This window comes from Streptomyces sp. AC1-42W, assembly GCF_003248355.1.
Taxonomy (GTDB): Bacteria; Actinomycetota; Actinomycetes; order Streptomycetales; family Streptomycetaceae; genus Streptomyces.
Genome location: NZ_QKWY01000002.1, coordinates 1,701,666 through 1,724,230, shown reverse-complemented (window position 1 = coordinate 1,724,230; position 22,565 = coordinate 1,701,666). Strand labels below are relative to the sequence as shown.

The 22,565-nt window shown below is 71.0% G+C and carries 22 protein-coding genes; 8 read left to right on the top strand and 14 right to left on the bottom strand.

Going from position 1 to position 22,565, the window contains the following annotated elements; translation table 11 throughout:
* Nucleotides 1-275 precede the first annotated feature (275 nt).
* Together DNK56_RS25810 and DNK56_RS25805 are read left to right on the top strand one after the other, a co-directional pair.
* Nucleotides 276-1,472 carry an ABC transporter ATP-binding protein gene (locus DNK56_RS25810; protein ID WP_111338223.1) on the top strand — a complete coding sequence of 399 codons (1,197 nt, stop codon included), beginning with the start codon at nt 276-278 and terminating at the stop codon, nt 1,470-1,472.
* On the top strand, nt 1,469-2,353 hold the full coding sequence (locus DNK56_RS25805) for an ABC transporter permease subunit (protein WP_111338222.1): 885 nt from the start codon (nt 1,469-1,471) through the stop codon (nt 2,351-2,353). The genes DNK56_RS25810 and DNK56_RS25805 overlap by 4 nt, the downstream gene beginning before the upstream one ends.
* 13 nt (nt 2,354-2,366) lie before the next feature.
* On the opposite strand, the gene DNK56_RS25800 is transcribed toward DNK56_RS25805, so the two are convergent.
* Nucleotides 2,367-2,699 (bottom strand): ATP/GTP-binding protein, encoded by a 333-nt coding sequence (locus DNK56_RS25800; RefSeq protein WP_111338221.1) that lies wholly within the window; start codon nt 2,697-2,699, stop codon nt 2,367-2,369.
* Nucleotides 2,700-3,066: 367 nt separating this feature from the next.
* Here DNK56_RS25800 and DNK56_RS25795 point away from each other — a divergent pair, with 367 nt between their 5' ends.
* Nucleotides 3,067-4,110 (top strand): LLM class flavin-dependent oxidoreductase, encoded by a 1,044-nt coding sequence (locus DNK56_RS25795; RefSeq protein ID WP_111338220.1) that lies wholly within the window; start codon nt 3,067-3,069, stop codon nt 4,108-4,110.
* A gap of 112 nt (nt 4,111-4,222) precedes the next feature.
* Here the strand turns inward: DNK56_RS25795 and DNK56_RS25790 are convergent, their stop codons facing one another.
* Nucleotides 4,223-4,615 carry an SCO5389 family protein gene (locus DNK56_RS25790; RefSeq protein WP_111338219.1) on the bottom strand — a complete coding sequence of 131 codons (393 nt, stop codon included), beginning with the start codon at nt 4,613-4,615 and terminating at the stop codon, nt 4,223-4,225.
* Nucleotides 4,616-4,878: 263 nt separating this feature from the next.
* On the opposite strand from DNK56_RS25790, the gene nucS reads away from it, so the two are divergent.
* Entirely contained in the window at nt 4,879-5,550 is a 672-nt protein-coding gene (gene nucS / locus DNK56_RS25785) for an endonuclease NucS (protein ID WP_111338218.1), read from the top strand.
* Here the strand turns inward: nucS and DNK56_RS25780 are convergent.
* The 4 genes from DNK56_RS25780 to DNK56_RS25765 form a co-directional block, all read right to left on the bottom strand.
* Complete coding sequence (locus DNK56_RS25780) at nt 5,502-8,117, bottom strand: ATP-binding protein (RefSeq protein WP_111338217.1); 2,616 nt, start codon at nt 8,115-8,117, stop codon at nt 5,502-5,504. The genes nucS and DNK56_RS25780 overlap by 49 nt on opposite strands.
* Before the next feature lie 256 nt (nt 8,118-8,373).
* Nucleotides 8,374-8,697: an STAS domain-containing protein gene (locus DNK56_RS25775; RefSeq protein WP_111338216.1), complete on the bottom strand. Its 324-nt coding sequence runs from the start codon at nt 8,695-8,697 to the stop codon at nt 8,374-8,376.
* 238 nt (nt 8,698-8,935) lie between these two features.
* Nucleotides 8,936-9,784, bottom strand: coding sequence for a 3-hydroxyacyl-CoA dehydrogenase family protein (locus tag DNK56_RS25770; protein ID WP_111339602.1), 849 nt, complete (start codon nt 9,782-9,784; stop codon nt 8,936-8,938).
* Between the two features lie 132 nt (nt 9,785-9,916).
* Nucleotides 9,917-10,558, bottom strand: coding sequence for a TetR/AcrR family transcriptional regulator (locus DNK56_RS25765; RefSeq protein WP_111338215.1), 642 nt, complete (start codon nt 10,556-10,558; stop codon nt 9,917-9,919).
* A gap of 154 nt (nt 10,559-10,712) precedes the next feature.
* Between DNK56_RS25765 and DNK56_RS25760 the strand changes: the two genes are divergently transcribed.
* Nucleotides 10,713-11,285: a cob(I)yrinic acid a,c-diamide adenosyltransferase gene (locus DNK56_RS25760; protein ID WP_111338214.1), complete on the top strand. Its 573-nt coding sequence runs from the start codon at nt 10,713-10,715 to the stop codon at nt 11,283-11,285.
* Nucleotides 11,286-11,309: 24 nt separating this feature from the next.
* Here the strand turns inward: DNK56_RS25760 and DNK56_RS25755 are convergent, their stop codons facing one another.
* The gene (locus DNK56_RS25755) at nt 11,310-11,879 is read right to left on the bottom strand and encodes a hypothetical protein (RefSeq protein ID WP_111339600.1); all 570 of its coding nucleotides are present in this window, start codon (nt 11,877-11,879) and stop codon (nt 11,310-11,312) included.
* A 152-nt stretch (nt 11,880-12,031) separates the two neighbouring features.
* Here DNK56_RS25755 and DNK56_RS25750 point away from each other — a divergent pair, with 152 nt between their 5' ends.
* From DNK56_RS25750 to DNK56_RS25740, 3 genes are all read left to right on the top strand, one after another.
* Complete coding sequence (locus DNK56_RS25750; protein ID WP_111338213.1) at nt 12,032-13,219, top strand: sensor histidine kinase; 1,188 nt, start codon at nt 12,032-12,034, stop codon at nt 13,217-13,219.
* A gap of 9 nt (nt 13,220-13,228) precedes the next feature.
* A complete protein-coding gene (locus DNK56_RS25745; RefSeq protein WP_111338212.1) occupies nt 13,229-13,879 on the top strand; it encodes a response regulator in 651 nt (216 codons plus the stop codon).
* A 181-nt stretch (nt 13,880-14,060) separates the two neighbouring features.
* Nucleotides 14,061-15,944 (top strand): glycoside hydrolase family 18 chitinase, encoded by a 1,884-nt coding sequence (locus DNK56_RS25740; protein ID WP_111338211.1) that lies wholly within the window; start codon nt 14,061-14,063, stop codon nt 15,942-15,944.
* A 120-nt stretch (nt 15,945-16,064) separates the two neighbouring features.
* Here DNK56_RS25740 and DNK56_RS25735 read toward each other — a convergent pair whose 3' ends face one another.
* The 7 genes from DNK56_RS25735 to DNK56_RS25705 all read right to left on the bottom strand — a co-directional run bounded on the left by DNK56_RS25735 (nt 16,065) and on the right by DNK56_RS25705 (nt 22,564).
* Nucleotides 16,065-16,511 (bottom strand): DUF2550 domain-containing protein, encoded by a 447-nt coding sequence (locus DNK56_RS25735; RefSeq protein ID WP_111338210.1) that lies wholly within the window; start codon nt 16,509-16,511, stop codon nt 16,065-16,067.
* A gap of 141 nt (nt 16,512-16,652) precedes the next feature.
* Nucleotides 16,653-17,027 carry a F0F1 ATP synthase subunit epsilon gene (locus DNK56_RS25730; protein WP_111338209.1) on the bottom strand — a complete coding sequence of 125 codons (375 nt, stop codon included), beginning with the start codon at nt 17,025-17,027 and terminating at the stop codon, nt 16,653-16,655.
* Between the two features lie 109 nt (nt 17,028-17,136).
* Nucleotides 17,137-18,579 (bottom strand): F0F1 ATP synthase subunit beta, encoded by a 1,443-nt coding sequence (atpD, locus tag DNK56_RS25725; RefSeq protein ID WP_111338208.1) that lies wholly within the window; start codon nt 18,577-18,579, stop codon nt 17,137-17,139.
* Nucleotides 18,579-19,493 carry a F0F1 ATP synthase subunit gamma gene (locus tag DNK56_RS25720; protein ID WP_111338207.1) on the bottom strand — a complete coding sequence of 305 codons (915 nt, stop codon included), beginning with the start codon at nt 19,491-19,493 and terminating at the stop codon, nt 18,579-18,581. Before DNK56_RS25720 ends, atpD begins: the two co-directional genes overlap by 1 nt.
* A 3-nt stretch (nt 19,494-19,496) precedes the next feature.
* Complete coding sequence (gene atpA / locus DNK56_RS25715) at nt 19,497-21,068, bottom strand: F0F1 ATP synthase subunit alpha (RefSeq protein ID WP_111338206.1); 1,572 nt, start codon at nt 21,066-21,068, stop codon at nt 19,497-19,499.
* 138 nt (nt 21,069-21,206) lie between these two features.
* On the bottom strand, nt 21,207-22,022 hold the full coding sequence (locus DNK56_RS25710) for a F0F1 ATP synthase subunit delta (RefSeq protein ID WP_111338205.1): 816 nt from the start codon (nt 22,020-22,022) through the stop codon (nt 21,207-21,209).
* Nucleotides 22,019-22,564, bottom strand: coding sequence for a F0F1 ATP synthase subunit B (locus tag DNK56_RS25705; RefSeq protein WP_111338204.1), 546 nt, complete (start codon nt 22,562-22,564; stop codon nt 22,019-22,021). Before DNK56_RS25705 ends, DNK56_RS25710 begins: the two co-directional genes overlap by 4 nt.
* Nucleotide 22,565: the final 1 nt, after the last annotated feature.

The window sequence follows — 22,565 nt, the reverse complement described above, 5'->3', positions numbered from 1 at the left end:
TTGCCGACTTGGTCGGAACCGTCAAGGCATGGATATGCTCCTAACTCTTGGAGCCTGTGTGCGAACCCTCGTCCGGATCAGGCCGGGGCGCCTGGTGCCTTCGAATCCAAGGCGGAGGAGGGAGTGATGGCGGAGCCATCGCGACCGACGACAACGCCGGAGGCGGAGGTGCCAGGCGCCCCGGACCCGGGCGCGGGTTCGCACACAGGCTCGTACGGGGGGCGTACGGCAGGACGGCGTGTGCCCCGACGACAGTTAGTCGATGGGGCTGGAGCATGATCGAGGCAGTCGGCCTGACCAAGCGCTATGGCGCGAAGACGGCCGTGTACAACCTTTCCTTCCAGGTGCGGCCGGGGGCCGTCACCGGCTTCCTCGGTCCCAACGGGTCCGGCAAGTCCACCACCATGCGGATGATCCTCGGTCTGGACCGGCCGACGGCGGGCCGGGTGACCATCGGCGGCCATGAGTTCCGGAGCCTGCCGAACGCGCCCCGCCAGGTGGGAGCCCTGCTCGACGCCAAGGCCGTGCACGGCGGCCGGAGCGCCCGCAACCACCTCCTGTCGCTCGCCCAGCTGGCCGGCATCCCCGAGGCCCGGGTGGACGAGGTGCTGGGCGTGGTGGGCCTCCAGGACGTGGCCCGCAAGCGCTCCAAGGGCTTCTCGCTGGGCATGGGGCAGCGCCTGGGCATCGCGGCCGCGCTGCTCGGCGACCCGCAGGTGCTCCTGTTCGACGAGCCGGTCAACGGTCTCGACCCGGAGGGCATCCTCTGGGTCCGCAATCTGATGAAGATGCTGGCGTCCGAGGGCCGCACGGTCTTCGTGTCCAGCCATCTGATGAGCGAGATGGCGCTGACCGCCGACCATCTGATCGTCATCGGCCGCGGCCAGCTGATGGCCGACATGAGCGTCAAGGACTTCATCTCGGCCAATTCGGCCGACTTCGCCCGGGTGCGCGTCCCGGACGAGAAGCCCGAGGCCCGCGAGAAGCTGACCGCGACGCTGACCGAGGCGGGCGGCCAGGTGCTGTCCGAGCCGGACGGGGCCCTGCGGGTCACCGGTCTCGCCCTCCCCCGGATCAGCGATCTCGCCCATGAGTCGGACGTCCGGCTGTGGGAGCTGTCGCCGCACCAGGCGTCCCTCGAAGAGGCGTACATGCGGATGACGCAGGGCGCCGTGGACTACCGCTCGACGGTGGACCAGAAGGCCCACCTCCAGCAGCAGCCGCCGTACGCCGGTTACGGGCAGCCGCCCGGACACACCCCGCCGCCGCAGCAGCAGCCCGTCCCGGACATGCCGCAGCAGGGCTGGTACGCCCCGCCGCCGCCCGGCCAGAACCCGTACGCGGCCGCCCCGGCGCAGGCACCCGCGCCGGCCGCGCCCGCGGCCCCGGCGCCCGCCGCTCCGGCCCCGCCCGCGCCCGCCGCGGCTCCCGCAGACCTGACCAAGCGCGACACCAGCGAGGACCCCCGATGACCACGCCGTCCACGCCGCCGGCGCCCCAGGCGCCGTACCAGCAGGCCGCGCCGCAGCAGGCGTACCCGCAGGCGCCCCAGCAGCCACAGGGCTTCTACACCTCGCCGATCCCGGTGCGCCCCGCGACGCTCGGCGACGCGATCGCCTCCGAGTGGACCAAGATCAAGTCCGTTCGCTCGACCATGTGGACGCTGGGCATCATGACCGCGCTGCTGCTGGTCATCGGGGTGCTCGCGGCCGTCGCGGTGTCCGCCTCCGACCAGGACATCAGCGGCACCCCGGTGCTGAGCCTCGGCTTCTTCGGCGTGCTGCTCGGCACCATCTGCGTGATCACGCTCGGCGTGATGACGATCGCCTCGGAGTACGGCACGGGCATGATCCGTACGACGCTGACGGCCTGCCCCGGCCGGGGCCGGGTGCTCGGCGCCAAGGCCCTGGTGTTCTTCCTGCTGACCTTCGTCCTGACCGCGGTGATGACCTCGCTGGTGGCCCTGATCCAGACGTCCATGCTGGACGCGGCGTCGCCCACCGGCGAGGAGTGGCTGCGCGCCACGGTCGGCGTCGGCCTGTACGTGGCGACGCTGGGGCTGCTCGCGCTCGCGGTCGGCGCGCTGATCCGGCACTCGGCCGGGGCGATCACCATCATGATCGGCGTGGTGCTGCTGCCGCTCGTGCTGGCCATCTTCATGTTCGGCAGCTCGCTGGAGAAGCTCCGGGACGCCCTGCTGGAGTACTCGATCCCGAACCAGCTGAGCGTCTTCTACGACAACGCGGTCACGTCGTCCGGCCCGTCCGGCTGGGAGCCGCTGTGGATCATCATCGGCGTCACCGCCGTCGCCATGGGCGGCGCGTACCTGTCGATGAACCAGCGCGACGTCTGAGCCCCGCCGCCGCTCAGTGGCGAGGCGCGTTCCTGGACCGCTGCACCCGTGTGGTGCGGCGGTCCTTCGCGTTCCAGCAGGCCTTGTGCCAGTGCCTGCGGTCGTCCACCCCGCCGTACTCGGACCAGGCCACCAGATGCGGGACGCCGGACGGGATCTCCTGGTCGCAGCCGGGGCAGCGGTAGCGCTTGCCGGCCGCGCTCGCCCCGCTGACCGGGCGCACGGACCACTCCTCGCCCTGCCACTCCTCGGTACGCCCGCCCCCGCCGTACCGGTCGCCCGCTCCGCTCGCGCTGTCGTCGTTGCGGCTCTCGCCGCCTTTGGGGCGGTTACGGCGCGGGGACACGTGTTTCACCTCACGGAAACGGGCGGGCAGGTTGCTTCAAGCCTAGGGGGTGTCTCGCCGGTCGGGGGCGGATCAGGCCGCGGCGTCCGGTGCGGTGCATCGCAAGGCGGAGGATTGAGTCAACGCGGAGCGTTGGTGATTGACGACAACGCCGCGAGGTGCCGTGCCGGACGCCGCGGACCCGCCCCCGACCGGCGAGACACCCCCTCGGGCCATTCGGGCGGTGGGCCGGTCGTTACGGGGTCCGGTGATGCCACTGGTTACCGGAAAATCGCAACAACTGCGGGCCGGACCGTGCCTTTGGCACGTGTCAGACGTTGTTGCCGGCATGGGGAGAGCCGCGTCGGCCGCAAGGAGGCAATTCGCGATGCGTGTGGGAACGTTCGTACTGGCGGCCCAGTTTCCGGGCCAGGGACCGGGGGAAGCGCTGCACCGCGCGATCCGGTCCGCCGAGGTCGCGGAGGAGTCCGGGCTCGACGCGGTCTGGCTGGCCGAACATCATTTCGTGCCGTACGGGGTGTGCCCGTCCGCCGTCACGCTGGCCGCGCAGCTGCTCGGCCGCACCCGGCGCATCCGCGTCGGCACGGCGGTGAGCGTGCTGCCCACGCAGCACCCGGTGGCGCTCGGCGAGCAGGCGGCGCTGCTCCACCTCACCAGCGGCGGCCGGTTCAGCCTGGGCGTGGGCCGGGGCGGCCCCTGGGTGGACCTGGAGGTGTTCGGCGGCGGCCTGGAGGCGTACGAGAAGGGCTTCCCGGAGTCCCTGGAGCTGCTGCTCGACTGGCTGCGGAAGCCGCGCGTGGCGGGCCGGGGCGGGCGGTACGGGTTCCGCGAGGTGGCGGTCGTCCCCCGGGCCGGCGAACTGCTCGACGCGGACGGCACGGACGGCGCGGGCGGGCCCGAGGTGGTCGTCGCCTGCACCTCGCGCAAGACGGTCGAGCTGGCCGCCGAGCACGCCCTGCCGATGCTGCTCGGCATGCACTGCGGGGACGCGGACAAGGCGGAGATGGTGGCGCTGTGGCGGTCCCGCGCGCTGGCGGCGGGGCACAGCCCGGAGCGGGTGCGCGCGGCGGGGCACGTCTCGGCGGGCGTGGCCCAGATCGCCGACCGCACGGAGGACGCCGTCGAGACGCTGGTGAAGGCGATGCCGGGCTGGTTGCGGCAGGGGCTCGACGCGCATGTGACGGTCGACGGCCGGCACCGCGTCATGCGGGACCCCGTCGAGTACGCGGAGCTGCTCTGCGGCCTTCATCCGGTGGGCACACCGGAGCTGGCGGCCGACCGTCTCGCCGCCACCGCCGAGCGCACGGGCATCACCCGCTTCGCGCTCCTGGTGGAGGGTTCCGGGGATCTCGTGACCACGGAGGAGAACGTGGCGCGGCTGGGCAAGGAGGTACTGCCACTCCTGGAATGACCCCGCGCACAGGCACGGCGGTGTACCGCGATGTACGTACGGCGGGGTACTCACGGAGCCGCCGCCCCGGACCAGTTGCACCTCCCGCGGCCCGGAACGGCGACGGAGGCGTTCAGCAGTCCCGGAGCTCGGGCGACTGGTTGAGCAACTGGCCCCTCACCGAGGTGAACTTGGCCAGCCGGTCGTCGACCGACGCGTCCAGCGGGAACACCGCGACGCGGTGGCAGTTCTGGAATGCGAGTCGCACCCCGAAGTGCCGCTGCAGCGCGCCGCGTATCGCATCGCTCGCGAGCGCGCGCAGCAGCTGACCACGTGCCTGCTCGTCGGGCGGCGGCGTCTGGTTGTCGGCGAACTGCCCGCCGTCCACCTTCAGCTGAGCCACCAACGAGCTGATCATCTCCCACGCGTAGGGCAGGGAGGTCCGGACGCAGTCGACGAAGTCGGCTTCGTCGACCTCGCCTCGCTCGGCCTGTTCCAACAGAGCCGGTGAGACGTCGAGCGACATGGGTTCTCCTCTCGCGGCCCCGGCGGGCTGCCGAAGCCTTACGGGCAGGGAAGGAGGGCGGCGACGCAGCGTGCACATGCGGCGACCTCCCGCATCCACGGTAAGGGCGCAGTCCGGGCCGCACCAGGAGATTGGGAACACAACCGGCCAATAACGAAGGGGTTCAAAGAGGGGCAAGACAGAAAGTGTCAGGTCCGAAAGCGCTGGGGCCCCCGGATGGGGGAATCGCGTCGAGTCCCCGACGTCGAGTAGCGTTGCCGACCATGCGTCTCGTCATCGCCCGCTGCTCCGTGGACTACGCGGGTCGGCTCACGGCCCACCTGCCCTCCGCTCCCCGCCTCATCCTGGTCAAGGCGGACGGGAGCGTGTCGATTCACGCCGACGACAGGGCGTACAAACCGCTCAACTGGATGTCGCCGCCCTGCACCCTCAAGGAGGGCGGCGGTGAGACCGAGGGCGTCTGGACCGTGGTGAACAAGGCGGGCGAAAAACTGATCATCACTATGGAGGAAATCCTCCATGACTCGTCCCATGAGCTGGGCGTCGATCCAGGACTGATCAAGGACGGTGTGGAAGCGCACCTCCAGGAACTGCTCGCGGACCGCATCGAGACGCTGGGCGAGGGCTACACCCTGATCCGCCGCGAGTACTTCACGGCCATCGGCCCGGTGGACATCCTGTGCCGCGACGCGGACGGGCAGACGGTGGCCGTCGAACTGAAGCGGCGCGGCGAGATCGACGGCGTCGAGCAGCTGACCCGCTATCTGGAACTGCTCAACCGCGATCCGCACCTGGCCCCGGTCCGGGGCATCTTCGCCGCCCAGGAGATCAAGCCCCAGGCCCGCGTGCTGGCCACGGACCGCGGCATCGGCTGCGTGGTCCTGGACTACGACGCGCTGAGGGGCATCGAGGACGACAAACTCCGGCTGTTCTGAGCGAGGGCCGGGTCGGGACCGGGGCCACCGCTCGCGGACTCCACCGCGCCCTCTCCGGCCCCGGGGTCCTCCGTCGGCGTCTGCGTGGGCTCCGGGGGCCCGGTGCCCGGGTCCTGGTCCGGGTTCGGGGGCGTCCACCCGCTCGGCGTCGTACCGGACATGCCCGGCGACGTGGCGATCGGCTTACCCGACGACACGGTCTCCGAAGGCTCCGGCGCCGTGCTGCTCGACGACGTGGACGCGTCCGGTGCCGAGGGCGTCGTGCTGGGCGACTCCCCGCCCGGCGAGGCCGTGGCGCTGTCCGTGGCCCCCGGTGTCACGGCCGTCGAGGCCGACCCGGACGGCGACCCCGGGGACGAGACCGTCGTCGGCTTCCCGTCCGCCGGCTCACCGGTCGTCACCTCGGCGTCGTAGATGCTGTCGTCCTGCGGCACCTCCTGCTCGGTCGACGTACCGGCGCCGCCCTGCGGGTCGCTGCTCGACGTCAGCCCGAGCGTCACCACCGTGCCGAGGACACCGGCGAGCAGCACCCCCGCCCCGGCGGCGACCAGGTTGCGCCGGGCCCCGCCGATGTACGCCAGCGCGCCGACGCGCCGGCCGGACCCCTTGCCGGACCCGGCCGGTCCGGGCGCCGGCTGCCGCGGCACCACCGCCGTGTCGTCGAGCGGACGCCGCGCCGGGGCCGGGGCGAGGGCCGGCACACCGAGCGGCGGCGACGCCTCGAACGTCCCGGCCGCACCCTGGCCGCCCGGCACCATGCCCGCGCCCGGTCCGCCGGAGCGGTCCGCGACCAGGGCGAGGGCCCGCCGTCCCGCCACCGCGCCCCTGCGGTCGGCCAGCGCCCCGCGCATCCCGATCGCGGTCTCCAGCTCGGTCCTGGCCCGGTCGGGGTGGCCGGTGCAGAGCGCCAGCACACCCAACTCGTGGTGGAAGTACGCCTCTTCCGCGACCTCCCCGGCGAGCCGGCCGGCCTCCTGGCCGATCCGCAGGGCCCGCTCCCAGGCGCCCCAGTGCAGCCCGGCCGCGAACACGGGCGCCGCGCTGCGGGCGAGGAGCACGGCGGCGCTCGTCCGGCCGGCCCCCTCCCCCGGCACCAGCTGGTTCATGGCCGCGACGATCGCGTCGGCCTCGGCGCAGGCCCGTGCGGGGGTGACGGAGGGGTGCCCGGTCCACCAGGTGTAGTGCTGGGCGGCGGTACGGGCCCGGACGGCGGCGCCTTCGTCGTAGCCGGCGGCCACCAGCTGGGCCGTCACCCCGGCGGCCAGCCGGTAGCGGGAGCCGGCCGGGGAGAGCAGCCCGCAGCCGGCCAGTTCACCGAGTGCGGCGTCGGCGTGGGTGTCCCCGATGAGTGCCGGGAGGTGGGCCTGGTGCGGCACCTCGCCGCCGAGCGCGACGGCGAACCTCAGCGTCTCGCGGGCGGCCTCGCCGAGCCGGGAGGCGAGCAGGGCGGCGGGCGCGACCGCCTCCCCGAGGCCGGGCAGCGGTACGTCTGCGGCCTCGGCGTCCTCGGTGCTCGTGGGGTCCTCGGTGCTCGCGGCGTCCTCGGTGCCGGTGGCGTCCTCGGTGCCGGTGGCGTCCTCGACGCTCGTGGCGTCCTCGGGGTCCGGCGCCGGGGCGGGCCGGGTCGCGAGATAGCCGTACTCGTCGTACGCGGTGGGGTCGACGCGCAGGGCGTCGCGCTGCCGCAGCAGGGCGCCGGCCTGGACGAACCGCAGGGGCAGGCCCTCGGACTCGAACCAGAGGTCTCCGGCCCAGTTGGCCTCCTCCTCGGTGAGCGGGCGTTCGACGACCCGCTCCAGGAGTTCGACGGAGGCGGCACGGTCCAGGCCGGCGAGGGGGATCTCTTCGAGGTGCGCGTCGGGGCCGGGCGCGGCGACGTCCGGCGTGGCGGCGAGGAGGTAGGCGCACTCGGGGGTGGCGTCCAGCAGTTCGTCCAGGGCGGCGCCGCCGAACTCCAGGTCGTCCAGGACGACGACGGCCCCGGTGGTCCGCAGCGCCGTCAGGAGCTGGGCCCGGTCCGGCCGGAAGCGGGGTGCGTCGTGGACGGCGTCGAAGAGTCCGTACAGCAGGTCCGCGGCCGTGCGCTTGTGGCCGCTGAGGCGGACGACCCCGTCCGGCGCGAAGTCCGCGCAGGCGGCGGCCACGGCGTCGAGCAGCGCCGTCCGGCCGGAACCCGCCGGTCCGGTGAGCCGGACGGAGCGGCCGCGGGCGAGCAGCCGGGTCAGCCGTTCCCGCTCGGCGTCGCGGCGCAGCAGGGGCAGTTCGGGCAGGGGCGGGCCGGGGGGCGTGGCGGCGCGGGCGCGGTCGGCGCGCTCGGCGGGGGTGCGGCGGACGGGGTCCGCGGGCTGCCCGCCGGGCGGGCACAGTTCGACCTCGCTGCCGTCGACCGGGTTGATGGTGAGCAGCAGATCACCGGCGACGAGGGTGACCACGCGGGCCTGTTGCGGTGTTTGCTGACCGAAATCCGGAGTCAGCGGATCGCGGGAGGGGCGGCGCCGTACGGCATCCTCCGCGGAGCCCTCGTTGTCGTGGCCGAACTCTTCCGGCCCCCGGTGTATCGGGTCCATCGCCAAAGCCCCCAAGACGCGTCGAGCGCGGTTGTCCCTCCCGGCCTCGCACGTCCAGATGCCGTTCACGGTCCGGTGTCCGCCGGGTGGGTCCGTCAATCGGCAGACGGCCGAACCCTAAACCTTCGCACAGTATCTACGAACAGCCGGGGTGGCGCGCCGCCCCACAGATCACGGTCTCGTGAGGATTGTGCGGCTTCGGCCGTACGGTCACCGAGGGTCCGCCCGGGGGTACGCGGCGTCCCCGTCCGGATGCTCAGACGCGTGGGAGGGACTCCGCGGCGATGCCGCCCTCGATGGCGAGGATGCGGTGCAGCCGGGTGGCCACCAGGAGGCGTTGCATCTGCGGAGGCACGCCGCGCAGCACGAGGCGGCGTCCGGCGCGCCCGGCCCTGCGGTGTGCGCCCATGATGACGCCGAGTCCGGTGGCGTCCCACGAATCCAGCTCGGTCAGGTCGAGCACCAGATCGCCGACGCCGTCGTCGAGGGCCGTGTGCAGGACCGTACGGGCGTCCGCCGCGCTTCGGACGTCGAGGCGGCCCCCGACGACCAGCTCGGCGTGGTCGCCCCTGATGTGCATATGCGCTCCCCTGGAATGCTCCGTGGCCCGGTCCGTCTGTCCGAAACTGTTACTGCCCCAACTGACTGCGGCAGCGACAGGGTAGTTGCCGTCCGTAAGCGAACCGATACCGAATTCACTCCGGGGAGTGATGCGGGACGGTTGCGGCCCCTGGCGGAGCCGCTGGTTCCGGACGGTGTTCCCCGAACGGCGCCCCGGCGTGATTGACAGCGAATCAGCCGGACCGGACCGGAAATGATCAGTAGGTGTAGAAGCCCTGCCCGCTCTTGCGCCCGATGTCACCTGCATCGACCATCCGGCGCATCAGCTCCGGGGCGGCGAACTTCTCGTCCTGGGACTCGGTGTAGATGTTGCCGGTGGCGTGCAGCAGGATGTCCACACCCGTCAGGTCGGCGGTGGCCAGCGGTCCCATGGCGTGGCCGAAACCGAGCTTGCAGGCGATGTCGATGTCCTCGGCGGTGGCGACGCCCGACTCGTACAGCTTGGCGGCCTCGACGACGAGCGCCGAGATCAGCCGGGTGGTGACGAAGCCGGCCACGTCGCGGTTGACGACGATGCAGGTCTTGCCGACGGACTCGGCGAACTCCCGTGCGGTGGCGAGGGTTTCGTCGCTGGTCTTGTAGCCGCGTACGAGTTCGCAGAGCTGCATCATCGGGACCGGCGAGAAGAAGTGCACGCCGACGACACGCTCGGGCCGCGCGGTCACGGCCGCGATCTTGGTGATCGGGATGGCGGAGGTGTTGGAGGCGAGCACGGTGTCGTCCCGGACGATCCCTTCGAGGGACCGGAAGATCTCGTGCTTGACCTCCAGCTTCTCGAAGACTGCCTCGACCACGACGTCCGCGTCGGCGACGGCGTCCAGGTCGGTGGTGGTGGTGATCCGGCCGAGGGCGGCCTCGGCGTCGGCGGCGTCGAGCCGGCCCTTGGAGACGAACTTGTCGAACGAGGCCTTGATGCCGTCGCGGCCGCGGGTCAGGGCCTCGTCGGTGACGTCGCGCAGCACCACGTCCCAGCCCGCCCGGGCGGAGACCTGCGCGATACCGGACCCCATGAGTCCGGCTCCGATGACGGCGAGCTTCCTGGCCACGTTGGCACCCCTCTGTATGTGTCGGTGGTTCTGGTCCATGCCCTCCGGCGGAGGTTAGTACCCGTGGCGCGCGCTGGGGCTGCGAAGAGATGCGCGTCACGTCTCAAATGACGGACATCACACCGGCAGGTGTCATTCGGCGGCGCGTCGGGCGTAGTTGAGTACCTTTTCGCCCAGCAGATCCTCGATGTCGTCGAGCAGTACCAGGGCGTCCCGCGAGACCTCGGCGGGGCGGCGGCCGGCCACCATCTCGCGCCCGATGTACGCCATGAGCGTGCTGTGGACCCAGGAGAGCTGGCCGGCCACCAGAACCGGCAGCGGGTCGCCGGCCCCGGCGCCGCTCTCCTCCAGCAAGGTGGCCTCCAGATGCCGCTGGGTCTCCTGCTGGATGTGCCACAGGCGGGCCTTGAGGCCGTCGGCGCCCTCGATGACCCACATGAAGCGCTCGTAGCCCTCCATCAGCCCGACCGCGGGCGAGACGCCCTCGACCTGGAGGCGCAGTTCCCGCAGCACGGCGTCGGCCGCGGACTCGCCCCTGTCGCGGCCCCGGACGTAGCGCGAGAGGCGCTCGACCACGCCCTGACTGCGGTCCAGGAAGAGGTCCTCCTTGGCGGGGAAGTAGTTGTACACGGTGTTGACGGAGACGTCGGCGGCCTGGGCGATCTCGGCGATCGTGACCGCGTCGAAGCCGCGCTCCAGGAAGAGACCGGTGGCCACGTCCGACAGCTGCTGCCTGGTCTGCCGCTTCTTGCGCTCTCTGAGTCCCTCGGCCATGCCCCCATCGTAGATCGAATGGGGTTCATGAAAGTTTGGATTCACTGCGTTTTTGGCCTCACGCTGTTTTGCTGGAACATGCCCGTCATCAGCAGGGCCGTGACGGTGGGCACACGTGCCTTCGCGAAGGCCGGGGCATAACTACTCTGGGCGCATGGTCAATCTGACGCGCATCTACACCCGTACCGGCGACACCGGCACCACCGCCCTCGGTGACATGAGCCGCACCGCCAAGACCGATCTGCGGATCTCCGCGTACGCCGACGCCAACGAGGCCAACGCGGTCATCGGCACCGCGATCGCCCTCGGGCAGCTCGGCGAGGACGTCGTGAAGGTCCTCGTCCGCGTGCAGAACGACCTGTTCGACGTGGGCGCGGACCTGTCCACACCGGTCGTCGAGGAGCCGAAATACCCGCCGCTGCGGGTGGAGCAGAGTTACGTCGACAAGCTGGAGGCCGACTGCGACCACTACCTGGAGCAGGTCGAGAAGCTCCGCAGCTTCATCCTGCCGGGCGGCACCCCCGGCGCGGCCCTGCTGCACCAGGCGTGCACCGTGGTCCGCCGCGCGGAGCGCTCCACCTGGGCCGCGATGGAGGTGCACGGCGAGGTGATGAACCCGCTGACGGCGACCTACCTCAACCGCCTCTCCGACCTGCTGTTCATCCTGGCGCGGGTGGCGAACAAGGAGGTCGGCGACGTGCTGTGGGTGCCGGGCGGCGAGCGCTGAGCGCAGGCCCGTCCGCGAGCCGGTTCACCTCGCGGACGGGCTCTTCTCCCGGTCCCGGTCCGCGGGTTCCCGCTTGGGGAAGAGCGTGTAGCTCACCGCGATCACCAGGTTGATCCCGATCACCAGGAGCATCGTGCGCTGCCAGGACCGCAGCGAGGACACGTCCCCGTCTCCCCCGACGTACCAGGCGGCGGCCTGGAGCAGGACCAGGGCCGTCACCGCGGCGGCGCACCACCGGGCGGCGGTCACCCACTCGTACACGGCCCGCGCCTTCCCGTACTTCGGCGGCTTCACCGGCGGCGGGCCGCCCGCGAAACGGTGCGCCACCCGGGCGTCCGCCCACTTGATGGTGGAGTGGCCGAGGCCGACCGTGAAGCCGATGTAGACCGCGGCGAGCCCGTGCTTCCAGTCGGGCTCCGCGCCGTTCTTCAGGTCGACGGCGGTCACCACGAGCAGCACGAGTTCCAGCACCGGCTCGCACAGCAGCACGGCGGCCCCCAGCCGCGGTTTGCGCGCCCCGTAGCGCAGCGCCAGGCCGGTGGCGAGCAGCACCCAGAAGGCGATCTCGCAGGCGACGATCAGTGTGACGATCACGGTCCGCTCCTTTTCGGTCCCTTCCAGCCTGGCCGCCGCCCCGGCCCGGATCATCGGCCCCGGTGAGGAATCCCGACTGCATACTTCGATGTAGTGGCGGGTCGCCCCCGGCGCCGACGCGGCGTGTCGGGCGGGACGTGTTGGATGGACGCATGCCGGCTCTCCCCCTGTCCCGCCCCCACCGCGACGATGTGCTCATCGCGGCCTGCGGGCTGTTCGGCGGCCTGGTGCTGTGGCTGCTCGACCTCTACATGCGGACCGGGTACGTCCTCGGGGACACCCGGCTGCCGCTGATCCCGCTCGTCGTGATGTCGGCGGCGGAGCTGCTGCGCAGGACCGCGCCACGCACCGCGCTCGCCCTCGGCACCGTCGCGCTCGCCGCGGACCAGTGCACCCACGGCAATCTCGCCACCGTGGCGATGTACACCGACATCATGTACGCGGCGGTGCTGTACGGGACCCCGGCGGCCGCCCGGCGCATCCCGGTGGTCACGTTCCTGGTCACCCTCGTCGTCACCATCGGCTCGCTGGCCTGGTTCCGCAGCGCCGATGCCCTGCTCATCGGCATCGTCACCGCCCTCGTCGTCTTCGTGCCCGCCCTCACCGGGGTGAGCGTCCGCGACCACCGGGACGCCGCCGAGACCGCGCGGCTGCGCGCCGACCAGACCGCCCTGCTCGCCGAGATGGACCGCGCCCAGGCGGTCACCGCGGAGCGGGCCCGGATGGCGCGCGAACTGCACGACCTGGTCGCCAACCACCTCTCCGCGATCGCGATCCACTCCACCGCCGCACTCTCCATCGGCGACCCGGAGACCTCCCGCACCGCCCTCGGCGTGATCCGGGAGAACAGCGTCGAGGGTCTGGCCGAAATGCGACGCCTCATCGGGCTGCTGCGCACCGGCGCGGGCGATCCGGAGCCCACCGGTTCGCCGACGCTCGGCTCGCTGGACGCGCTGATCGAGCAGCACCGCGCCGCCGCCGCGGCCGGCGGGCTGAGCTGTGTCCTGGAGGACACCAGGGCCGCCGGTGAGCCGCTGCCGGCGCCGGTCGAGCTGGCCGCGTACAGGATCGTGCAGGAGTCCCTCACCAACGCGCTCAAGCACGCCGCGCCGGGCCGGGTCGCGGTGCGGCTCGCGCGGGCGGCCGACGTGCTGACGGTGGAGGTGACCAGTGCGCTCGGCGACCGGCCGGGGCCGCGTGCGCCGGGGTCGGGGGCCGGCCTGGTGGGGATGCGGGAGCGCGTGGCGCTGCTCGGCGGGGAGTTCGCGGCGGGGCCGCGCGACGGGATCTGGCGGGTGCGGGCGGCGCTGCCCGTGTCCGGTACACGGAAGGCAGGGTGAGGTGGGGACATGACGATCCGGGTGCTGGTCGCGGAGGACCAGACGGCGGTACGGGCGGGGCTGGTGCTCATCCTGGGCAGCGCGCCGGACATCGAGGTCGTCGGGGAGGCGGGGGACGGCGAGGAGGCGGTGCGGCTCGCCCGTGAGCTGCGTCCTGACCTGGTGCTGATGGACGTTCAGATGCCGCGTCTGGACGGGCTCTCGGCGACCCGGCAGGTGACCGGGGAGCGGCTGGCGGACGTGCTGGTGCTGACGACGTTCGACCTGGACGCCTATGTGTTCGGGGCGTTGCGGGCGGGCGCCGCCGGCTTTCTGCTGAAGGACACGGAGGCGGCCGGGCTGCTCGACGCGGTGCGTACGGTGGCGCGCGGCGAGGGGCTGATCGCCCCGGCCGTGACGCGCCGGCTGATCGCGGAGTTCGCGGGGACGCCGGTCGTACGGGCGCCGGAGGTGCCGGACCCGTCGGTGCTGGAGTCGCTGACCAGGCGGGAACGAGAGGTGCTGGGGTGCCTGGGCGAGGGGCTGTCGAACGCGGAGATCGCGGTCCGGCTGTCCATGGCTGAGGCCACCGCGAAGACGCATGTCAGCCGGTTGCTGGGGAAGCTCGAACTGCGGAGCAGGGTCCAGGCGGCCGTGCTGGCACAGGAGTTGGGCGTGTGAGGTTTATTCGGGGAGCGACCCCGTTCTTTGGTCCAGACCTCTTGACGATTGGTCCAGACCTTCCTAATCTCACCGAGCACACTGCGGTGAGCTTGCTCATGACAAAAGCGGGCTCAGGGCGACGCAGAGTCAGTAGTCCACGGACCACCTCGTATGTCCGGACCTCACCCGAGGAGCACCGTTGAGCACTGAGACCCCCCACCGGACCCGATTCAGAATCGGGTCCGGGAAAGCCACCAGAACCCGAGCAGTCGCGGGCCTCACCGCGATGCTCCTGCCGCTGGCCGTCATGGTCGGCCTGGCCTCCCCCGCCGAGGCGGCGACCTCCGCCACGGCCACGTACGTCAAGAAGTCCGACTGGGGCTCCGGCTTCGAGGGCTCGTGGACGGTGAAGAACACCGGTACCACCGCCCTCAGCTCGTGGACCATCGAGTGGGACTTCCCCAGCGGCACCGCGGTCGGTTCCGCCTGGAACGCCACCGTCACCCACACGGGTGACCACTGGACCGCCAAGAACGTCGGCTGGAACGGCACCGTCGCCCCCGGTGCCAGCGTTTCCTTCGGCTTCAACGGCACCGGCTCCGGCGGCAGTTCGGCCACCAACTGCAAGCTGAACGGCGCCTCCTGCGACGGCGGGCCGGAGATTCCCGGCGACAACGCCCCCTCGGCGCCGGGCACCCCCACCGCCGGCAACATCACCGACACCTCGGCGAAGCTGAGCTGGACGGCCGCCACCGACGACCACGGCGTCAAGAACTACGACGTCCTGCGGGACGGCGCGGTCGTCTCCACGGTCACCGGCACCACGTACACCGACAGCGGCCTGACCGCCGGTACGGACTACTCGTACACGGTCCAGGCGCGTGACACCGCCGACCAGACCGGCCCGGTCAGCGGCGCGGTCAAGGTCCACACCACCGGCGGTGGCGGCGACGACGACAACCAGACCGGCGACAAGGTCAACCTCGGCTACTTCGCCGAGTGGGGCGTCTACGGACGCAACTACCACGTCAAGAACCTGGACACGTCCGGTTCGGCCGCGAAGATCACGCACATCAACTACGCCTTCGGCAACGTCCAGGGCGGCAAGTGCACCATCGGCGACTCCTACGCCGACTACGAGAAGGCGTACACCGCCGACCAGTCCGTCGACGGCGTCGCCGACACCTGGGACCAGCCGCTGCGCGGTAGCTTCAACCAGCTGCGCAAGCTCAAGGCGAAGTACCCGCACATCAAGGTCCTCTGGTCCTTCGGCGGCTGGACCTGGTCCGGCGGCTTCGGCCAGGCCTCCCAGAACGCCGCCGCGTTCGCCGACTCCTGCTACAAGCTGGTGGAGGACCCCCGCTGGGCCGATGTCTTCGACGGCATCGACATCGACTGGGAGTACCCCAACGCCTGTGGCCTGACCTGTGACACGAGCGGCCCGGACGCGCTGAAGAAGCTCACCACGGCGCTGCGTGCCAAGTTCGGCAAGGACTACCTGGTCACCGCCGCCATCACGGCCGACGGCTCCGAGGGCGGCAAGATCGACCTGGCGGACTACGCCGGCGCCGCGCAGTCCCTCGACTGGTACAACGTGATGACGTACGACTTCTTCGGTGGCTGGGACAAGCAGGGCCCGACCGCCCCGCACTCCCCGCTGACGTCGTACAACGGCATCCCCAAGGACGGCTTCAACTCCGCCGCCGCGATCGCCAAGCTGAAGGCCCAGGGCGTGCCCGCCTCGAAGCTGCTGCTCGGCATCGGCTTCTACGGCCGCGGCTGGACCGGCGTCACGCAGGCCGCCCCGGGTGGTACGGCGACCGGCCCCGCGCCGGGCACGTACGAGTCCGGCATCGAGGACTACAAGGTCCTCAAGAACACCTGCCCCAGCACCGGCACCATCGCCGGCACGGCGTACGCGCACTGCGGCACCAACTGGTGGAGCTACGACACCCCGGCCACCATCGAGGCGAAGATGGCCTGGGCGAAGAACCAGGGCCTGGGAGGCGCGTTCTTCTGGGAGTTCAGCGGGGACACCAGCAACGGTGAACTCGTGAGCGCGATGAACTCCGGCCTGAAGTAGGCCGGTAGCACAACCGAGGCTCACCCCCGAAAGCACCGGGGAGACAGGTCCGCCCCCTGTCTCCCCGGTTTTCGTATGTCTGTACGCGGTGTGCCTGTACGTGGTGTGCGTACGCGCGGCTCAGGCCACGTTCACCCGCTGGCCGGGCGGGGCCGCCTCCAGCCAGGCGAGGAAGCCGGTCAGCGCGTCCTCGCTCATCGCCAGCTCCAGGCGGGTCTCCCGGTGGCGGCAGCAGAGCACGACGGCGTCGGAGAGCAGCGCGAGCTCCTCCTCGCCCTCCGGCATGCGGCGGCCCTCCACCTCGATCGCGGAGCGCTCCAGGACCCGGCGCGGCCGGGGCGAGTAGCTGAAGACCCGGAACCAGTCGACCTCGTCGCCGCTGTACCGGGCGACGCCGTACACCCAGCCCTTGCCCGACAGATCGGGCTCGGCCGGCACGTTCCACCGCAGACTGCAGTCGAACGTTCCGCCGGAGCGCTGGATCAGCCGCCGGCGCAGGCCGAAGACGAAGAGCCCCACCACGATCAGTGCGACGAGCAGTCCGCCCACCCACAGTGCGAGGAACATCTCCACCGACCTCCTCGCGTCGTCGAGTAAACGGATACCGTCCGGAACTTCACCTGCACCTGCATCGCCTCAGCCGCGACACGGTCCGGAGGCGTCTCCGGCACGGGCCGCGGCTGAGGGTAAAGCCATGTCGCGGGGTGGCTAGTGTGCGGCCACCGCACGCAGTCGTACTTCGGCGCGCCGCTCGGAAGCGGCGTCCGTGTCCGACTTCGCACGTTCGAGCGCACGCTCCGCGCGCTCGACATCGATCTCGTCGGCCAGCTCCGCGATCTCCGCGAGAAGCGAGAGCTTGTCGTCGGCGAACGAGAGGAAACCGCCGTGCACCGCGGCGACGACGGTCGCGCCGTCGCTCGTACGGATCGTCACCGGGCCCGATTCCAGCACACCCAGAAGCGGCTGGTGACCGGGCATGACGCCGATGTCGCCGGACGTGGTGCGCGCGACGACAAGGGTGGCCTCGCCGGACCAGACACTGCGGTCCGCGGCGACCAGCTCGACGTGCAGCTCAGCAGCCAAGGGTGGCTCCTCGGGTCACCACCCGGCGGTCGTGCCGGGTGTTGGGTCAATTCTACGGGGCGTGGTGAGGGGGACGGGACAGCACCCGTCCCCCTCGGTGAGCCGGGGCTCAGGAGACGCCGAGCTCCTTGGCGTTGGCCTTCAGGTCCTCGATGCCACCGCACAGGAAGAACGCCTGCTCGGGGAAGTGGTCGTACTCACCGTCGCAGATGGCGTTGAACGCGGCGATCGACTCGTCGAGCGACACGTCCGAACCGTCCACGCCGGTGAACTGCTTGGCGACGTGGGTGTTCTGCGACAGGAAGCGCTCGACGCGACGGGCACGGTGGACGACGAGCTTGTCCTCCTCGCCCAGCTCGTCGATACCGAGGATCGCGATGATGTCCTGGAGATCCTTGTACTTCTGGAGAATCCCCTTGACGCGCATGGCCGTGCCGTAGTGGTCCGCGGTGATGTACCGCGGGTCGAGGATGCGGGACGTCGAGTCCAGCGGGTCCACGGCCGGGTAGATGCCCTTCTCGGAGATCGGACGGGAGAGAACCGTCGTCGCGTCGAGGTGGGCGAAGGTGGTCGCCGGCGCCGGGTCGGTCAGGTCGTCCGCGGGGACGTAGATCGCCTGCATCGAGGTGATCGAGTGACCGCGGGTCGACGTGATGCGCTCCTGCAGCAGACCCATCTCGTCGGCCAGGTTCGGCTGGTAACCCACCGCGGACGGCATACGGCCGAGCAGAGTGGACACCTCGGAGCCGGCCTGGGTGTACCGGAAGATGTTGTCGATGAAGAAGAGCACGTCCTGCTTCTGCACATCGCGGAAGTACTCCGCCATGGTCAGACCGGCCAGGGCGACGCGGAGACGGGTCCCCGGCGGCTCGTCCATCTGGCCGAAGACGAGCGCCGTCTTGTCGATGACGCCGGACTCGGCCATCTCCTCGATGAGGTCGTTGCCCTCACGGGTACGCTCACCGACGCCCGCGAACACCGACACACCGTCGTGGTTGTTGGCGACGCGGTAGATCATCTCCTGGATCAGCACGGTCTTGCCGACACCGGCACCACCGAACAGGCCGATCTTTCCACCCTTGACGTACGGGGTGAGGAGGTCGATGACCTTGACGCCGGTCTCGAACATCTCGGTCTTGGACTCGAGCTGGTCGAAGTTGGGCGCCTTGCGGTGGATGGACCAGCGCTCGGTGACCTCGGCCTCGGCCTCGGGCTTGTTCAGGATCTCGCCGAGGGTGTTGAAGACCTTGCCCTTGGTGATGTCACCGACCGGGACGGTGATGCCCGTGCCCGTGTCGGTCACCGGGGCCTGGCGGACCAGGCCGTCGGTGGGCTGCATCGAGATCGCGCGGATCACGCCGTCGCCGAGGTGCTGGGCGACCTCGAGCGTCAGGGTCTTGAGCTTGCCGTCCTCGGCCGGGTCGGCCACCTCGACGGTCAGCGCGTTGTAGATGTCCGGCATCGCGTCGACGGGGAACTCCACGTCGACGACCGGGCCGATGACCCGGGCGACGCGGCCCGTGGCAACGGCCGTCTCAACTGTCGTCGTCATTACTTGTCACTCCCCGCGGTCGCGTCGGCCAGCGCGCTGGCACCACCGACGATCTCGCTGATTTCCTGGGTGATTTCGGCCTGGCGGGCCGCGTTGGCAAGCCGGGAGAGCGTCTTGATGAGCTCACCGGCGTTGTCGGTGGCCGACTTCATCGCGCGGCGGCGGGCGGCGTGCTCGGAAGCAGCGGCCTGCAGCAGCGCGTTGTAGATGCGGCTCTCGACGTACCGCGGAAGCAGGGCGTCGAGGACGTCCTCCGCAGACGGCTCGAAGTCGAAGAGCGGCAGGATCTCGCCCTGGCCGTCCTTCTTCTCCGTGGCACCGAGACTGAGCGGCAGCATCCGGTCCTCGACCGGGTTCTGCGTCATCATCGACACGAACTCCGTGAAGACGATGTGCAGCTCGTCGACGCCGCCCTCGGCCGTCTCCTTGCTGACCGCCTCGATCAGCGGAGCGGCCGCCCGCTTGGCATCCGCGTACGTGGGGCTGTCGGTGAAGCCGGTCCACGAGTCGGCGAGCTTGCGCTCCCGGAACCCGTAGTAGGCGACGCCCTTGCGGCCGATCACGTACGTGTCGACCTCCTTGCCCTCACCGCGCAGCCGCTGGGTCAGCCTCTCCGCGGCCTTGATGGCGTTGGAGGAGTAACCGCCGGCCAGACCGCGGTCGCTCGTGATGAGCAGGATCGCGGCCCGGGCCGGGGTCTCGGCCTCGGTGGTCAGCGGGTGCCTGGTGGCGGAGCCGGTCGCCACCGCGGTCACCGCGCGGGTGAGCTCGGTGGCGTACGGCGTCGACGCCGCCACCTGGCGCTGCGCCTTGACGATGCGCGAGGCGGCGATCATCTCCATCGCCTTGGTGATCTTCTTCGTGGCGGTGACGGAGCGGATGCGGCGCTTGTAAACGCGAAGCTGAGCGCCCATCGATCAGCCCTCGCCCAGGAGCTTGCCGTCCGAGGTCTCGAACTGCTGCTTGAACGCGGCGACTGCGTCAGCGATCGCCTGCAGCGTGTCGTCGGACATCTTGGCGCCCTCGCGGATGCTGGTGAGGAGGTCCTTGCGCTCGCGGCGCAGGTACTCCAGCAGCTCCGTCTCGAAGCGGCGGATGTCCTCGACCGGGACGTCGTCCATCTTGCCGTTGGTGCCGGCCCAGACGGAGACGACCTGCTCCTCGACCGGGAACGGGGCGTACTGCGGCTGCTTCAGCAGCTCGACCATGCGCTTACCGCGCTCCAGCGACGCCTTGGAGGCCGCGTCCAGGTCGGAACCGAAGGCGGCGAACGCCTCCAGCTCGCGGTACTGGGCGAGGTCCACACGGAGGCGGCCGGAGACCTGGCGCATCGCCTTGTGCTGGGCGGAGCCACCGACGCGGGAGACCGAGATACCGACGTTCAGGGCCGGACGCTGACCGGCGTTGAACAGGTCGGACTCCAGGAAGCACTGGCCGTCGGTGATGGAGATGACGTTGGTCGGAATGAACGCCGACACGTCGTTCGCCTTGGTCTCGACGATCGGGAGACCCGTCATCGAACCGGCACCCATGTCGTCGGAGAGCTTGGCGCAGCGCTCCAGCAGACGCGAGTGGAGGTAGAAGACGTCACCGGGGTACGCCTCACGGCCCGGCGGGCGGCGCAGCAGCAGGGACACGGCGCGGTAGGCGTCGGCCTGCTTCGAGAGGTCGTCGAAGATGATCAGGACATGCTTGCCCTGGTACATCCAGTGCTGGCCGATGGCCGAGCCGGTGTACGGCGCCAGGTACTTGAAGCCGGCCGGGTCGGACGCCGGGGCGGCGACGATGGTCGTGTACTCCAGGGCGCCGGCCTCTTCGAGGGCACCGCGCACGGAGGCGATGGTGGAGCCCTTCTGACCGATGGCGACGTAGATGCAGCGCACCTGCTTGTTCACGTCGCCCGAGCGCCAGTTGTCGCGCTGGTTGATGATCGTGTCGACGGCCAGGGCGGTCTTGCCGGTCTGGCGGTCGCCGATGATCAGCTGGCGCTGGCCGCGGCCGATCGGGACCATGGCGTCGACGGCCTTGTAGCCGGTCTGCATCGGCTCGTGCACCGACTTGCGGACCATGACGCCAGGGGCCTGCAGCTCGAGGGCGCGGCGGCCGTCGGTCGCGATCTCGCCGAGACCGTCGATCGGGTTGCCGAGCGGGTCGACGACGCGGCCGAGGTAGCCCTCGCCGACGCCGACGGAGAGCACCTCACCGGTGCGCTGCACCGGCTGGCCCTCCTCGATACCGCTGAACTCGCCGAGGACGATGGCACCGATCTCGCGCTCCTCGAGGTTGAGGGCGAGACCGAGGGTGCCGTCCTCGAACTTCAGCAGCTCGTTCGCCATGGCGGAGGGCAGGCCCTCCACCTTCGCGATGCCGTCGCCGGCAACGCTGACCGTACCGACCTCCTCGCGCGAGGCCGCGTCCGGCTTGTACGACTGGACAAAGTTCTCCAGCGCGTCCCGGATCTCCTCCGGCCGGATCGTGAGCTCCGCCATCTGGGTTCCCTGCTCTCCTTGTTGGGCCCGAAGTTTCTTAAGGGGGTCTGGGGGCCGACCCCCAGGAATCTTCTGCAATTTCTGCACGGCCCAACCGGGCCGCTGGTCTTGCTCTGTCTCTGTTGGGCTGCGCTCGTGTCAGCCGGCCATGCGACGGGTCGCCTCGTCGAGGCGCTCCGCGATGGTGCCGTTGATGACCTCGTCGCCCACCCGCACCGCGATCCCGCCGAGGACCTCGGGGTCCACGTCGAGGTTGAGGTGCATCTGCCGGCCGTAGATCTTCGCCAGGGCCGCGCCCAGGCGCTGCTTCTGCCGGTCGGTGAGCGGCACCGCGGAGGTGACGATCGCGACCATGCGCTCCCGGCGCTCCGCGGCGAGCTTGGAGAGCGAGTCGAGTCCCGCTTCCAGGCTACGTCCACGCGGCTGGGTGACAAGCCGCACGATGACGCGCTCGGTGGTGGGCCGCGCCTTGCCGCCGAGCAGGCTGCGCAGCAGCTCGCCCTTGGCGGCGGGGGTCGCGGTCCGGCTGCTGAGCGCGGCACGCAGAGCGGTGTCGGAGGCGACGATGCGGCCGAACCGGAAGAGTTCGTCCTCGACGTCGTCCAGGTCGCCGTTGCGCTGGGCGGCGGTGAGGTCCGCGGTGTTCGCCAGCTCCTCGACCGAGTCGACCAGGTCGCGCGACTGCGACCAGCGCGAGCGGACCATGCCGGAGACCAGATCGACGGCTTCGCCGCCCACCTGGCCGCCGAGCAGGCGGCCTGCCAGCTCGGCCCTGGCCTCGCCCGGCTGCGCCGGGTCGGTCAGGACCCGGCGCAGCGACACCTCGCGGTGCAGCAGCGCCGTGACGCCGGCCAGGTCCTCGGCGAGCTTCGCCGCGTCGACCGACGTGCTGTCGGTCAGCGCGTCGAGGCGCTCGCGTGCGGCAGCCAGTGCCTCGCGGCTCGCGCTGTTCATCGGACGGCCTCGGCCTTCGCCTCGAGCTCGTCGAGGAAACGGTCGACGGTGCCGCTCTGCCGGGCGTGGTCCTCGAGGGACTCGCCGACGAGCTTGCCGGCCAGTTCGGTGGCGAGCTTGCCCACGTCCTGGCGCAGCGCGGCGGCGGCGGCCTTGCGGTCGGCCTCGATCTGGGCGTGGCCGGCGGCGACGATCTCGTCGCGCTGGCGCTGGCCCTCCGCGCGCATCTCCTGCAGGATCACGGCGCCCTGCTCCTGCGCCTCCTGGCGCAGACGAGCGGCTTCGTGACGGGCCTCGGCGAGCTGCGCCTTGTACTGCTCAAGGACGCTCTGGGCCTCGGTCTGGGCCGCATCGGCCTTCTCGATGCCGCCTTCGATGGCCTCGCGGCGCTCTTCCAGAACCTTGTTGATGTTCGGGAGGAGCTTCTTGGCGAGGAAGCCGAAGACGATGAGGAAAGCGATGAGGCCGATGACGAGCTCAGGGATCGGCGGGATGAGCGGGTTTTCCGCTTCCTCGGCCGCGAGCTGAACCAGGGGGTTCACG

Bases quoted from the DNA above. Each gene is read 5' to 3' on its own strand.
- DNK56_RS25810 (WP_111338223.1), top strand. From the start codon at position 276: ATGATCGAGGCAGTCGGCCTGACCAAGCGCTATGGCGCGAAGACGGCC.
- DNK56_RS25805 (WP_111338222.1), top strand. From the start codon at position 1,469: ATGACCACGCCGTCCACGCCGCCGGCGCCCCAGGCGCCGTACCAGCAG.
- DNK56_RS25795 (WP_111338220.1), top strand. From the start codon at position 3,067: ATGCGTGTGGGAACGTTCGTACTGGCGGCCCAGTTTCCGGGCCAGGGA.
- DNK56_RS25790 (WP_111338219.1), bottom strand. From the start codon at position 4,615: ATGTCGCTCGACGTCTCACCGGCTCTGTTGGAACAGGCCGAGCGAGGC.
- nucS (WP_111338218.1), top strand. From the start codon at position 4,879: ATGCGTCTCGTCATCGCCCGCTGCTCCGTGGACTACGCGGGTCGGCTC.
- DNK56_RS25780 (WP_111338217.1), bottom strand. From the start codon at position 8,117: ATGGACCCGATACACCGGGGGCCGGAAGAGTTCGGCCACGACAACGAG.
- DNK56_RS25775 (WP_111338216.1), bottom strand. From the start codon at position 8,697: ATGCACATCAGGGGCGACCACGCCGAGCTGGTCGTCGGGGGCCGCCTC.
- DNK56_RS25765 (WP_111338215.1), bottom strand. From the start codon at position 10,558: ATGGCCGAGGGACTCAGAGAGCGCAAGAAGCGGCAGACCAGGCAGCAG.
- DNK56_RS25760 (WP_111338214.1), top strand. From the start codon at position 10,713: ATGGTCAATCTGACGCGCATCTACACCCGTACCGGCGACACCGGCACC.
- DNK56_RS25750 (WP_111338213.1), top strand. From the start codon at position 12,032: ATGCCGGCTCTCCCCCTGTCCCGCCCCCACCGCGACGATGTGCTCATC.
- DNK56_RS25745 (WP_111338212.1), top strand. From the start codon at position 13,229: ATGACGATCCGGGTGCTGGTCGCGGAGGACCAGACGGCGGTACGGGCG.
- DNK56_RS25735 (WP_111338210.1), bottom strand. From the start codon at position 16,511: ATGTTCCTCGCACTGTGGGTGGGCGGACTGCTCGTCGCACTGATCGTG.
- atpD (WP_111338208.1), bottom strand. From the start codon at position 18,579: ATGACGACGACAGTTGAGACGGCCGTTGCCACGGGCCGCGTCGCCCGG.
- DNK56_RS25720 (WP_111338207.1), bottom strand. From the start codon at position 19,493: ATGGGCGCTCAGCTTCGCGTTTACAAGCGCCGCATCCGCTCCGTCACC.
- atpA (WP_111338206.1), bottom strand. From the start codon at position 21,068: ATGGCGGAGCTCACGATCCGGCCGGAGGAGATCCGGGACGCGCTGGAG.
- DNK56_RS25710 (WP_111338205.1), bottom strand. From the start codon at position 22,022: ATGAACAGCGCGAGCCGCGAGGCACTGGCTGCCGCACGCGAGCGCCTC.